The sequence below is a fragment of the Dissulfuribacter thermophilus genome, from assembly GCF_001687335.1.
Classification (GTDB): Bacteria; Desulfobacterota; Dissulfuribacteria; order Dissulfuribacterales; family Dissulfuribacteraceae; genus Dissulfuribacter; species Dissulfuribacter thermophilus.
In genome coordinates, this window is the sequence record NZ_MAGO01000008.1 from 82,935 (window position 1) to 96,044 (window position 13,110).

The following is a 13,110-nucleotide window of genomic DNA, read 5'->3' on the forward strand; positions in this document are numbered from 1 at the left end:
AGGACAAAGTGACTCAACTAGAAAATTTTTTATTGATTAAATTTCCTAATCATGTTAACTCAGTGCCCATGTCAGAACTCGGGGATGCCTTCAGATTCCTTGCTCGAGGGTTTCAATACCCCACGGAATTGGAATTCATCCAAATCGGATGGGAAGTAATCGAAAAGTTATCTAATGACCTTTCCATTACAGTCCCACCAAATAGACCACCACAAGACCTCAAAGAACTCCAGGCAGAATATGTGAGGCTATTTATAAGTTCACCATTAGGTGTAGCTGCCCCACCGTACGCATCTTATTACATGAACAAAAGTGGGCTTCTGCTTCAAGAAGGGGCACAGGAGGCCCTTAGGTTTTACCGGGAGATAGGTGTTGAGCCTGAGAACAGTTCAGAGGCCCCAGACCACATTTCCCTTGAACTGGCCTTTATAGGCATGTTGCTTGACCAAAATAGAGTGCAACTACTCAATACTTTCATAGAAAAACACATGATGATTTGGTATCCCAATTTTTTAAAAGACCTTTTAAAGGCAAACCCCTCATATTGGTACCAGCAATTGGGGCTAGTAACTCAGGCATTGTTAGAGAAAATCACTAGAAAGGAGGAATTAGATGAAGCGACGTGATTTTTTAAAGCTCTCTGCCTCATCCACACTGGCTTTGGCAGCACTTGGGATGGATAAACAAGGAGGGTTTTTTAAGCCATCGAAATCCTTTGCCAAGAGCCAGGATCTTCCGGGAAGCCTTGGGGCAAAAGAAATTACTAGTGTTTGCGAAATGTGTTTTTGGCGGTGCCCTATTGTGGCAAAAGTAAAGGATGGAAAACTCGTCAAGATAGAAGGAAATCCCAAGAGTCCTGCAAATGGGCCAAGGGTCTGTGCAAGAGGTAATTCAGGAGTCCAGCTACTCTATGATCCAGACAGGCTAAAATACCCTTTGAAACGAGTTGGAGAAAGAGGTGAAGGAAAGTGGGCAAAGATCACCTGGGATGAAGCCCTGGATGAAATTGCCTACAATATGGATAAGGTCAGGAAAAAATATGGTCCCCATGCCCTGGCATACTTTGACCACGGCGCAAGTGCCGAATTCATGAGGGAGATCTTTAAGGCCCTGGGAACTGAGAATTATTCCAGCGAACCCGCTTTCTTCCAGTGTGTTGGCCCAGTTGTCATGGCTTATATATACTCAATGGGATACGTAGTATCTGGCACAAGGCAGTGGGTTGACATGGCTAATGCCAAGGCCATGCTTCTCGTAGGTTCCCATATTGGAGAAAACGTCCACGTTTCCCATGTGAGGGAATTTGTCGAAGGCCTTAGCAAGGGAGCAAAGTTGATCGTAGTAGATCCCAGATTCTCTGCTGCGGCAAACAAGGCCGATATATATCTCCCAATTCGTCCAGGCACAGATACTGCACTCCTTCTCGCTTGGATAAACTATGTCATACAAAACAACCTCTATGACAAAAAATTCGTTGAGAAAAACTGCATTGGTTTTGAGAAAGTCAAGGCTTCAGTCAAAGATTATAGTCTTGAGTGGGCAGCACGTATCTGCGATCTCAAGGTAGAAGACATAAAGAGGGCCATAGAGATCCTTGCAGAAAACAGGCCTCATGTAGCCATTCACCCAGGACGCCACAGTACTTGGTATGGAAGGGGTGATGTTGGCCGCCATCAGGCACTTGCTATATTGTCGGCCCTCTTTGGCGCAGTAGGACAAAAGGGCGGACTGTATTTCCCCACTCCAATAAAAAAACCCCATGCACATTGTACGGGATGCGAAGGTGAAAACGAAATCGAAGAACCTGAAACATCTCTCAGGGACAACTATCCGTTTATTGGACCACTGCCGGGTACACCAACAAATGAGATTATAAAGGCCACAATTACAGGCAAACCTTATCCCATTAGGCTGTGGGGAATAAATGGAGTAAACGTAATACAGACCATACCAAATCCCTATGAGACCATGAAGGCCATCAAGAGCCTCGACTTTATCTTCTGTGAAGAGATGCTCCCTGGAGAAACTGCCATTTGGTCAGATATCGTTCTTCCAGGGGCAACGTATCTTGAACGCTACGATGCCGTCTACACATACGAGGGGCTCACCCCATATTTGACAGTGCGTCAACCAGTTACAAAGCCACTCTTTGAAGTGAAAACTCCATACTGGATTGCTCAACAACTCGCAAAGAGATTGAATCTTGAATGCTTTACCTGTAAGGACGAAGTTGAATTCATTGAAGAAGAACTCAAAGAGGTCGGCCTCAGCCTGGAAAAACTCAATAAAGAGGGTGGAATTGTCACCTTTAAGGCAAATCCATACAGAAAACCAGATGAACTAAAGATGCCGACTGAATCTGGGAAGATCCTCCTCGCCGTGGAAGATTTTGAAGATGAGGACTTTGACCCAGTACCTCGATTTATTCCAACCCCAGCACCTCCAAAAGGCTATGCCAGACTAATATATGGCCGCGTGCCAGTACATACCTTCTCAAGGACCATGAACAACCTATGGCTGAACCACGAGTGTCCTGAAAATCAGGCATGGATAAACGATGAAGTTGCAGCCAAAATAGGCGTCAAGGACGGCGATGAAATCATCCTTGAAAACCAAGACGGCTATAAGTCCAATCCTATAAAGGCAAAAGTGACTCCGGGTATTCGTCCTGATTGTATTTATATTGCACATGGATTTGGAAGCAAATCAAAACACCTTACAAAGACCTATGGTAAGGGCGCAAGCGATCAGTTCCTCATAACTAACAATCAAAATGATCCTTTTATGGGAAGCACAAGCAAGAGAACCAATTTCGTTAAAATCATAAAGGGCAACAAATCCCTTGCTATTCCTGAGATTAGGCCTGTGCCTAATGAGATCCCGCGCTTCCAGGCAAAAAGGGCATAATGGGAGGTGACTATGAGCCAATATGCAATGGTAATCGATCTTGACAGATGTGTTGGATGTCATGCCTGCGCAGTGGCATGTCGTGCAGAGTGGAAGGTCCCTACAGAAGAGGGATATCGCAGAAATTGGGTTAAACGCATAGGACCTGAAAAGACCCCCTACGGGCTTTCATATACCTTCTATCCAGGATTGTGTAATCATTGTGACAATCCCGTGTGCGTAAGCGTTTGTCCGGCCGATCCGGAAGAGAGGGAATTCAAATCCTTCAAAGACGGTAAGACCAAAAAGATGACGATCAAGGCAACCTTTAAAGAGCCATTTACAGGGATTGTCCTTATAGACAAAGAGCGTTGCCTTGGTTGCGGCTCATGTGTAGATGCATGTCCATATGGGGCAAGATATCTGAATGAGACCCTAGATGATCCCAAGGCTGACAAGTGTACATTTTGCTTTGAACGTATTGCCTTAGGGGAAAAGCCAGCGTGCGTAAAGACCTGTATAGCCGATGCCAGAATCTTTGGCGACCTTTCTGATCCAAACTCTGAGGTCTCAAAGCTGGTAAAAGCCGGTGCAAAAAGGCTTGAATCCAAGGTTGTAAAAATAGGGCCAAATGTCTATTGGAAAGGCAAGGAAAAAGACATTTACGCACTGTTGAAAAACTACGCTCCCCAAACACGGACATGGGAAGAAGTGAAGAATGGTCCGGATTTCAAGAGGCGGACGATATTAAGGGCAGCAATAAAAAATCCGTTATTTAACCCAAAGGGTTAGGAATTTCTGGGGGTCGCAAATTGCGGCCCCCTTTTTTTGTCTATCACCATAGGCTAGACATTAAATACCTTGCAGAATCAACTATTACATGCCACTTACCCGAAGCATTGATTGCAGTTACCCATGAGACAATCACTATAAATATCAGCATACTATATATCAAAAATTCCCGTCGCTTACTGAACCCCACCAGCGATTCCGGATTGACACCGATTAGTCCACCCAATAATATCCCAACAAAAAAGCCAGTGAGATGCGCCATTCGGTCAGTGGTCTCATCACCCACTCCCAAAAAAGAAAGGAGCGCCACCCCAGCCCCCAAATAAATAAAAGGTCTTCGAAACGAGTATTTTTCTCTTATGGCCCTTATGAATAAGAAACCTGAGATCGACCCCAATGCCCCAAAAACCGCGGTGGATGCCCCTACAGAACTCCCAACATTATGGTTCAAGATTATTGAAATGAAATTGCCAAGCACCCCAGAAGAAACTACCAGGGTCCATGCCAGTGGTGGCCCCACCATATTGGCCAAAAGGATCAAAAAAATTGTACCCAAAGACATATTTGAAAGCAGATGTACTGGATCAACGTGTAGGGTCAGGGCAGTGACTGGACGCCACCATTGGCCATGTAGGACTGCGTCCCTCTGATTTGCCCCTATGTTAAAAAGCGTTGGCCTCAATGCATCTGATACAAATAGGGAAAGTATTGAAGAAACGACAATACATACAAATACTATTCCCTCGACCCTCTTGAGTTCATACGTAGTTTTGGGCCTCTTTGGCCATAGGTAATTTTCCCTTTCAAAGGCCTCTATCTCTAGGAGTGCCTCACGATAACGATCCTCTTCAACGACAATCTCAATATAGTCATTTTGGAACCGTATGGTATGTCCAATCCCTCTGGAATGAAGGACTAATGACCAAATACTTGCAGTCTCAGGATCTTGAGCCCTTATAACATTCATCAAAAGCTTCGTAAGCCATTTAAGGCCAAAGACATGGTATAAATTCTCGATAGAGCTCCTTGTAAGAGCTTGTAGGAACCATGGAAGCAAGGGACAAAGGGTGCTGAGAGGCCCATGCCTCCCGCACCCAATAACAAAGGGAAATGAGTGTCCTCGTAAACGCTTACAGAAATTCTATTTCATCCCCTACCCTAACAGTACCTCCTTTGAGGACCCGGGCAAATACGCCTTCTCTAGGCATAATACAGTCTCCGGCCATCTTATATATAGCACACTTTGTATGACACTTTTTGCCAATTTGGGTGATCTCCAAAAGGGCCTCTTTTCCTATCTTAAGCTTTGTTCCAACAGGAACTTTGGGCCAATCTATACCAACGGTTGCTATGTTTTCCGCATAGGCTCCAAACCCTACATCGAGCCCCTTTTCTTTTTGTGCCTCTATTCTTTCAGAGGCCAGGAAACTAACCTGCCTATGCCACGGTCCGCCATGGGCATCTCCCTCTACTCCAAAATCCTCGATTAGCCTGACTTCTTCAACTGGGAGCTTCTGTACCCCCTTTTCCTTACTTATGGCCAGGGATACGACCTTTTTCATATTTACCTCCTAAGTTGTTTATCCTAAATCCTGGCTGACATATACCAGAAAAAATTTCCTCTGCCCTCTTCTATATTTGACGAACTCAGCAATTACACGTTTAACATTTTTAAAAAATCATAAATTCGATTTTCAATATATCAATATACATTATAAATCCCCATTGTGTCTATAGTGAATCAAGATTGATTCTATTTCAACATGCCATCTTCACTGGGCTTTAAGAATGTTATTGACATAATGATGCTTGTTTGTTAGACACTTAATAAATAGCTCGTTGGGGGAGCCCGGGGTAACGGGCTGAGAGGAAGGCTTATCAATCCCGCCTTCGACTCCTAACACCTGAACTGGGTAATACCAGCGTAGGGAAACGAGTTTTACTAACTAGAAAAAGTAAAGCCGTCCTTATGCTGGACGGCTTTTTTATTTGTTGGAGGCGTTATGAACAAAACTTTATTACAAGAGCTTAGACAAGGAATAATTCCAGAATGGCTTAATCAACTAGCAGAAAAGGAAGAAATTTCCCTCAACAATCTGGTAGATAACATCCTCAAGGGGGAGGCAGTAGTCCTGGGCCACAGAACAAACCGTGGTCCTATGGTAGTTGGCAAGGGGGTCAAAACCAAAGTCAATGCGAACATTGGAGCAAGTACCCTAACATCCAATCTGGAAACAGAGCTCAGGAAACTCAAAGCAGCACTCAAGGCCAAGGCAGATGCAGTAATGGACTTGTCCCTTGCAGAAAACATCAAAGAAATCAGGAAAAAGATATTGGCCTCTTCTCCAGTTCCCGTGGGTACTGTACCAATTTATGAGGAAGCTACCCTAGCCCGGACCAAGCGCGGGGCCACTGTAAGGCTTGATGCCGACGAGTTCTTCACTGTAATCGAAGACCAGATGAAAGACGGAGTTGATTTTGTCACTGTTCACTGTGGAGTTACCAAAAGGCTTGTGGAAAAGCTCAGTGAAAAACCACGCTTAGCAGGCATTGTCTCAAGAGGTGGTGCCATTACCGCTGCCTATATCAAACATACTGGAAATGAAAACCCACTTTATGAATACTATGATAGACTCCTTGATATCGCAGAAAAATATGACTGTGTACTCAGCCTCGGCGATGGAATGAGACCAGGGGCCATAAATGATGCATCGGACTTTTTTGAAGTTGGTGAGCAAGAAATATTGGGCGAACTCCAAAAAAGGGCCTTTGAAAGAGGCGTGATGACCATGATTGAAGGGCCTGGTCATGTACCACTTCATCTCGTAGCCGAGTCAGTAAAGAGGATAAAGGCCCTTACAAACAATGCACCTCTTTACCTCTTAGGACCATTGGTAACAGATATTGCCCCTGGCTACGACCACATCACATCAGCAATTGGGGCAGCTGTAGCAGGGATGTCTGGAGCAGATTTCATATGTTATGTGACCCCTTCCGAGCACCTTGGACTTCCGTCTGAACAAGATGTGTTCGACGGAGTCATTGCTTCAAGAATCGCTGCACATGCAGCAGATATAACCAAGGGCCTGGAATCTGCCATCAAGTGGGATGAAGAATTGTCTATTGCCAGGAGAGACCTGGATTGGGACAGGCAAATTGCACTTTCTATTGATCCTGAGAAGGCCAGGCGTATACGAAAAGAAAGGTCTGGTGAAGGTGCCTGCACAATGTGCGGGGAATACTGCGTATTTTTAGTGCTCAAGGACGTAGAAGAGATCAACGCAGATCTAGTCAAAAAATAAAACCAAGAGGAATTTAAACACCATGAGAGAGATAGACATCACTAAGGCAATAATTGATAAGCATATAGAGGAATTGAATAAATGCCTGTGCAGTGATGTAGTGATTGTAGGAGCTGGACCATCCGGTCTTGTAGCTGGTAGTATTTTGGCCCAAAAGGGATACACAATTACAATATTCGAAAAGCGTCTTGCCCCAGGTGGTGGAATCTGGGGTGGTGGAATGGGCTTTAAGTATGTGATAATACAAAAAGAAGCCCTAGACATAGTAGAAGAATTCAATATACCCTATGAAAAGTACTCTGACGATTTATATGCCGTTGACGCAATAAACTTTGCCTCTGGTCTGATACTAGAGGCAGGAAAACGCGGTGTGCATATTTTCAATCTCATTGCAGTCGAAGATCTATTGGTGAGAGAAGGACGTGTACAGGGTGTAGTCATCAACAATACTTTTGCCAAGATGAATCAGTTCCCAATAGATCCACTTACAATAGAGGCAAAGGCCGTTGTAGATGCAACGGGTCACGAACACGAGGTAGTAAAGACCCTTAGCCAAAAAAACGACGTGACGCTAAATACTCCTACTGGAAAGCCCCTGGGAGAAAGAAGCCTTTTTGCAGAAACTGCTGAAAAGGCTGTTGTCACCAATACCAAGGAGGTATATCCTGGACTGTACGTATGCGGAATGGCAACTGCCGCTGTATACGGTGGATATAGAATGGGCCCGATCTTCGGTGGAATGCTCATGTCAGGCAAAAAACTTGCCGGACTATTAGAAGAGGCCCTCAAGGCATAAACCCAGATTAGGCAGCTCGAAAGTTTGCCGAAGATGCAAGAAGGCACCCCTTTATAGAGGGGCACTTCCTGTGCTGCAGTGCCTAGGACTTGCAGCACAGGAGATAACGATCTCGCAGTACCTTTCGCCTTGCTTTAAAAAAAACTGTGAAGGCATATGAGAGGTGCTATCGCAGCTTTTGGCTATTAATGGCCAGGCAACAGATTATAATAAAATGAAATACGAGGACTGAGTAAAAATAGGACTATGACAGTACTAGACCTAATTGGGAATACCCCGCTCATTCCAATCCGGAAGCTTAACCCTTATAAAAACGTCCAGATTCTCGCCAAACTTGAAGGATTCAATCCTGGCGGCTCAGTAAAGGACAGGGTCGCCCTTTCCATGATAGAAAGGGCCGAAAAAAGAGGGGAACTCACAAAAGACAAAATAGTCCTTGAGGCAAGTAGCGGCAATACTGGCATAGGCCTTGCCATGGTGTGTGCTGTTAAGGGCTACAGATGCCTTATTGCCATGAGCGAGGCAGCAAGTATTGAGCGTCGAAAGATCATGCAGGCATTTGGCGCAGAGATAATGCTCACACCTGCGAGGCTCAGCACTGATGGTGCCATAGAGGCCGTGTACGAACTCTATCGCAAAGAGCCAGAAAAATATTTCTGCACAGATCAATTCAACAATCCCGACAACTGGAAGGCCCATTACTACGGTACTGCAATGGAGATATGGGAGCAGACCCAGGGAAAAGTAGATTGCATATGTGCCACCATGGGGACAACTGGAACATTGATGGGCATAGCCAAAAGGATGCGAGAGCTAAATCCAAAGGTCAGGATCGTTGGTGGTGAACCCAATTATGGCCACCGCATCCAGGGCCTGAAGAATATGAAGGAATCATATAAACCGGGAATTTATGACAAGAGCATCGCAGACCGCATAAGGACTGTAAATGATGACGAGGCCTTTGAACTCGCTCGCGAGCTCGCACGGGTTGAGGGAATATTTGTAGGCATGAGTTCCGGAGCCGCCCTCAGCCTGGCTCTCAAAGAGGCTTCCGAGATGAAAAGTGGCACAATTGTTGTCATATTCCCAGATGGTGGAGAAAGGTATCTCAGTACCTCATTGTTCCAGGTTCCTGGAGAATTTGAGACGGAAAAGTCTGGGGTACTACGTTTTTACAATTCTCTAACACGCAAAAAAGAGCCATTTGAGCCAATCTCCAAGGGGAAAGTGGGTATTTATTCATGTGGCCCAACGGCCTATGAACACGCACATCTTGGACTTTGCAGGCGCATGGTAGTGGCTGATCTGTTGAGAAGGGTCCTGGAGCATATTGGCTATAAGGTGACCCATGTAATGAATATTACTGATATAGACGATAAAACCGTTAATGGGGCCCTAAAGTCTGGACAAAACTTAAAAGATTTTACAGAAAAATACATCAAAAGCTTTCTTGAAGATGCCAAGACATTAAATATAAAAATCCCAACACATTTGCCTAAAGCCAGCGAACACATAAATGAAATGATTGATATCTCTAAGCGTCTCATAGACTCTGGCATGGCCTATGAAAAACACAGTTCAGTATATTTTGATATATCCAAACTCCCTAGTTACGGTGCCCTTACCCATATAGACACAGACAAGGTAATTGTGGGCAGAACAGTTGACCTTGACGAATATGATAAGGACAGTCCTTTGGACTTTACACTTCTCAAGCGGATTAGCCTCCAGGAGCTAAAGGCGGGCATTGGCTTTGAAAGCCCGTGGGGGAAAATAAGACCTGGCTGGCACATTGAGTGCGTGGCCATGAGCATGAAATATCTAGGGGAATTCTTCGACATCCACACAAGCGGTACAGATCTCATGTTCCCCCATCATGAAAATGAAATTGCCATCTCAAAGGCGCTAAATGGGACGTCTCTTGCGAAGACTTGGTTACACAGTGAACTCGTATTCGTCGATGGCAAAAAGATGTCGAGGTCTGCTGGAAATGTCGTGACCCTAAAAGATCTCATAAAAAAGGGTTATACAGGAAGGCAGGTAAGGTTTTTCCTCTTACGTTCATACTATAAAAGCCCCATCCAGTTCTCATTTTCATACCTTGAAGAGGCAATACGTGCATTGAAGAGACTGGATAACTTCACTGGAGACCTGATTTCCCTAACCATGGAAAGAAAACTCGAGGATAATGAGCAGATTCCTGCATCAGAACAGGAAAATAATTTCATTGAAATAATCAAAAAATATGAGCATACCTTCTGGGAAGGCATAAACGACGATCTCAACACCCCAAAGGCCATTGGGTCCATTTTCCAACTTGCAAGATACTTTAATCCAATAATCTTAAAGGGTGAGATTTCTACACCATGCCTCGAACGGCTTTTATCAGTACTAAAAGAATTCGATTCAGTCCTATCGATACTGAATCTGAAATTTCCAGACCACGACGATGTCATCAAGGTCCGAGAGCTCATCCAGATGAGAGAACAAGCTCGTTCAAAAAATGATTGGATCAAGGCAGATGCTATTCGAGATGAACTTGCTCAGATGGGCATAGAGATTCTAGATACCCCACATGGTGTAAGGTGGAGGATGGTCACAGACTAAAAGGAAACTGCTCCCTTGACCAAAAAGGAGAACGGGCGACTTGTAAGCGCCCACACGCAGAGGGAAAAAAGGAATCAAGCTTAGCCCGTTCTGCTAGTAAGGTAAGCTGCGCTGTTTTTTTCTCCCGCATCCTAGGACTCGTCAGAGAACAGGTCCTTGCCGGACTGTTTGGTGCTGGGACCCAGATGGATGCCTTTGTTGTGGCATTTCGAATACCCAATCTCTTGAGGGATCTCTTTGCAGAGGGAGCACTCAGCTCAGCATTTGTCACAGTCTTTACTGAATTCGATGAAAAGAGGAGCAAGGCAGAAACCCTCCATCTCGTCACAAGTGTCCTCACTGTCCTCACAGTCATCGTGTCTACAATTGTACTTTTGGGCATATTGTTCTCAAAAGAGCTCGTGCTCCTCATGGCACCTGAATTTCAGCAAATAGCTGGCAAGGTCGAACTTACCACTGTCATGACACAGATAATGTTCCCCTTTCTCTTGGCCATCTCTACTGCATCGGTCTTCATGGGGATATTAAACGCCAGGTCTTACTTTTTTCTCCCTGCCTTTGCCTCAGCCATGTTCAATCTGTCCTCCATACTAGTGGGAGGAGGCCTTGCTATTTATCTGCCCAGGCATGGAATAGACGGAATCATTGGAATGGCCATAGGCACACTCATAGGCGGAATTGCCCAGATGGCAATTCAGCTACCGCCTCTAGTGAAAATTTTTCGTCCATCTCTTAAAGACTCCTCAATCTCCATACTCAGGCCAGTACTTTTCCACCCTGGGGTAAAAAAGATTCTCAAGTTGATGATTCCAGCCATAATAGGACTGTCTGCAACCCAATTGAACATCTTCATAAACACAAACTTTGCATCACGATGCGCAGAGGGAAGCGTAGCCTGGCTCAACTACGCCTTCAGGCTTATTCTGTTTCCCATTGGTGTATTCGGCGTAGCCGTTTCCATTGCTGCCATGCCAAGGTTTGCAAAAGGGGCTGCCAGAACGGATCTAAAGGTCCTTGGTGACATACTTGTTTCATCACTCACACTTTCAATGGCCCTTACCATCCCTGCCTCTATTGGATTGTGGGTACTGGGGGAACCCATAGTCAGGCTCATATTTGAACGAGGACAGTTTCGCCCTTTTGACACATTAATGACTGTCCAGGCCCTGAGACTTTATGCAATCGGCCTTTTTGCCTACTCCTCAGTAAAGATCGTAGTACCAGCCTTTTACGCACTAAATGATACAAAATGGCCTGTCACTGGGAGTTTCATGGCAGTCGTATTAAATGTCATTATAATCCTTGCAACTTTGAGTTCCATGCAGCACAGGGCCATTGCCTTGTCCACCTCCATTACAATGATAGTGAACTTCGCTTTTCTCACAGTAATACTCTATAGGAAAATTGGTGGTTTTCCCTTGAGAAACTTGTTTGTAGAGGGTTTTAAAATACTCTTTGCCTCCTTACTCATGGGATTTGCAGTAAGCAGGCTATCCTTTTTCATAGATCCAGACAATGGAACCCTAGTCTACGCACTTGAGATTCTGGCTGTTATAATTGTAGGAGCATTCATCTACTTCATATCGGCATACCTATTGCGTATTCGCTCTATAAGAATGCTTACGGCACGACTCTTTTAGTATAAAAGTGTTGAGCAGTTTTAAAAGTTTTGAGTGTTGAGTTTTGAGTGTTGAGTTGAAGGAAGAAAACTTTGAACCTCGAACTTTTTATAATAGCTTCAGCCTCTATCCTCTGGCTTTTGTACAGGCAAGGCTTGCTTCTACCTTCTACCTATTAACTAACCGGAAGAATTTTAGGGCTATAGGGTAAAATTTAACTTTTTAAGTCCATTCAAACCTGTTAGAATTTTTAACGCATCAGTCAACATTGTGGATTGCCAATTTTAGCAAATCCGCTGTGTTGCCAGGGGTGGAAGTGCTGTATAGTAAGTGCTCTACATTTCCCCCACAGCCTTGCAAATTTGGCAAAGTCCATAATCCGGGGATTCAGATTTAAAGAACAGACAAAGGAGAAAGGTATTGGCATGATCATATTTGTCTCTGGAACGGACACTGATTGCGGAAAGACCTTTGTTGCCTCTCATCTCTGTCTTGCATTTAAAAGGCTTGGAGTAAAAGTAGGCTACCAGAAATGGGTGAGCACTGGGAACAAAGATTTCTCAGATGACGCCCGCATGGTTTACAGGCTACTTGGAAGAGAGGACTTTCCATTACCAGGAAGCCTTGAAACCCCCTACTGTTTTTCCATTCCGGCCTCCCCTCACCTGGCAGCGGAAAAAGATCAAGCCATTATAGAGTTAGACACACTAAAAAAGGCCACATTAGACCTCAAAAAGCAACTAGAAGTCCTAATCATTGAGGGGGCTGGTGGTTTATTGGTCCCAATTACCAGAGATGTATTGTTGGCACAGTTTGTAAAGGAAATGGATATCCCTGTCCTACTGGTAGCCAGGGCAGGAGTTGGTACCATCAACCACACACTGCTGTCACTAAACTACATAAAACAAGAAGGTTTAAAATTCAAAGGGCTCATAATGAATGAACAAGAACCAACTGACCCAAAAATTTTTATGGACAATTTAAAAATTATTGAACAATTTTCTGGAATTAGCCCTCTTTGTAAAATACATTTTAGTTCATCCATTGACAATTCTCCACTTGATGAAGTAATAGTGGCGGCCAGAAAACTATTAAATGAAAGTTGACT

At 44.5% G+C, this 13,110-nt stretch carries 10 protein-coding genes and 1 riboswitch; of the genes, 8 read left to right on the forward strand and 2 right to left on the reverse strand.

The genetic code is table 11. The features are described from left to right. Positions 1–68 precede the first annotated feature (68 nt). Genes DBT_RS08130 through DBT_RS08140 form a run of 3 tightly spaced genes read left to right on the forward strand, consistent with a single transcriptional unit; the run spans position 69 to position 3,678 of the window. Positions 69–626, forward strand: coding sequence for a TorD/DmsD family molecular chaperone (locus DBT_RS08130; RefSeq protein WP_161939940.1), 558 nt, complete (start codon positions 69–71; stop codon positions 624–626). After that, complete coding sequence (locus DBT_RS08135) at positions 613–2,907, forward strand: molybdopterin-containing oxidoreductase family protein (RefSeq protein WP_067618970.1); 2,295 nt, start codon at positions 613–615, stop codon at positions 2,905–2,907. Before DBT_RS08130 ends, DBT_RS08135 begins: the two co-directional genes overlap by 14 nt. Before the next feature lie 12 nt (positions 2,908–2,919). Continuing rightward, complete coding sequence (locus tag DBT_RS08140) at positions 2,920–3,678, forward strand: 4Fe-4S dicluster domain-containing protein (RefSeq protein WP_067618971.1); 759 nt, start codon at positions 2,920–2,922, stop codon at positions 3,676–3,678. A 43-nt stretch (positions 3,679–3,721) separates the two neighbouring features. Here the strand turns inward: DBT_RS08140 and DBT_RS08145 are convergent, their stop codons facing one another. Continuing rightward, positions 3,722–4,645, reverse strand: a complete 924-nt coding sequence (locus tag DBT_RS08145; protein ID WP_141674255.1) for a rhomboid family intramembrane serine protease — start codon at positions 4,643–4,645, stop codon at positions 3,722–3,724. Between the two features lie 163 nt (positions 4,646–4,808). Further along, complete coding sequence (locus DBT_RS08150) at positions 4,809–5,240, reverse strand: MOSC domain-containing protein (RefSeq protein ID WP_067618980.1); 432 nt, start codon at positions 5,238–5,240, stop codon at positions 4,809–4,811. 269 nt (positions 5,241–5,509) lie between these two features. Continuing rightward, positions 5,510–5,626: riboswitch (TPP riboswitch) on the forward strand. Between the two features lie 55 nt (positions 5,627–5,681). Here DBT_RS08150 and thiC point away from each other — a divergent pair. The 5 genes from thiC to bioD all read left to right on the forward strand — a co-directional run bounded on the left by thiC (position 5,682) and on the right by bioD (position 13,108). After that, positions 5,682–6,980: a phosphomethylpyrimidine synthase ThiC gene (gene thiC / locus DBT_RS08155; RefSeq protein ID WP_067618984.1), complete on the forward strand. Its 1,299-nt coding sequence runs from the start codon at positions 5,682–5,684 to the stop codon at positions 6,978–6,980. 22 nt (positions 6,981–7,002) lie between these two features. Further along, positions 7,003–7,776 (forward strand): sulfide-dependent adenosine diphosphate thiazole synthase, encoded by a 774-nt coding sequence (locus tag DBT_RS08160; RefSeq protein ID WP_067618986.1) that lies wholly within the window; start codon positions 7,003–7,005, stop codon positions 7,774–7,776. Positions 7,777–8,022: 246 nt separating this feature from the next. Beyond that, entirely contained in the window at positions 8,023–10,383 is a 2,361-nt protein-coding gene (cysS, locus tag DBT_RS08165) for a cysteine--tRNA ligase (RefSeq protein ID WP_067618991.1), read from the forward strand. After that, a complete protein-coding gene (gene murJ / locus DBT_RS08170) occupies positions 10,362–12,023 on the forward strand; it encodes a murein biosynthesis integral membrane protein MurJ (RefSeq protein WP_083186713.1) in 1,662 nt (553 codons plus the stop codon). Before cysS ends, murJ begins: the two co-directional genes overlap by 22 nt. Positions 12,024–12,364: 341 nt before the next feature. Then, positions 12,365–13,108 carry a dethiobiotin synthase gene (gene bioD, locus DBT_RS08175; RefSeq protein WP_161939941.1) on the forward strand — a complete coding sequence of 248 codons (744 nt, stop codon included), beginning with the start codon at positions 12,365–12,367 and terminating at the stop codon, positions 13,106–13,108. The last annotated feature ends 2 nt before the right edge of the window (positions 13,109–13,110 follow it).

Coding starts and splice junctions, on each gene's coding strand:
- DBT_RS08130 (WP_161939940.1), top strand. CDS start 69: ATGTCAGAACTCGGGGATGCCTTCAGATTCCTTGCTCGAGGGTTTCAA.
- DBT_RS08135 (WP_067618970.1), top strand. CDS start 613: ATGAAGCGACGTGATTTTTTAAAGCTCTCTGCCTCATCCACACTGGCT.
- DBT_RS08140 (WP_067618971.1), top strand. CDS start 2,920: ATGAGCCAATATGCAATGGTAATCGATCTTGACAGATGTGTTGGATGT.
- DBT_RS08145 (WP_141674255.1), bottom strand. CDS start 4,645: ATGAATGTTATAAGGGCTCAAGATCCTGAGACTGCAAGTATTTGGTCA.
- DBT_RS08150 (WP_067618980.1), bottom strand. CDS start 5,240: ATGAAAAAGGTCGTATCCCTGGCCATAAGTAAGGAAAAGGGGGTACAG.
- thiC (WP_067618984.1), top strand. CDS start 5,682: ATGAACAAAACTTTATTACAAGAGCTTAGACAAGGAATAATTCCAGAA.
- DBT_RS08160 (WP_067618986.1), top strand. CDS start 7,003: ATGAGAGAGATAGACATCACTAAGGCAATAATTGATAAGCATATAGAG.
- cysS (WP_067618991.1), top strand. CDS start 8,023: ATGACAGTACTAGACCTAATTGGGAATACCCCGCTCATTCCAATCCGG.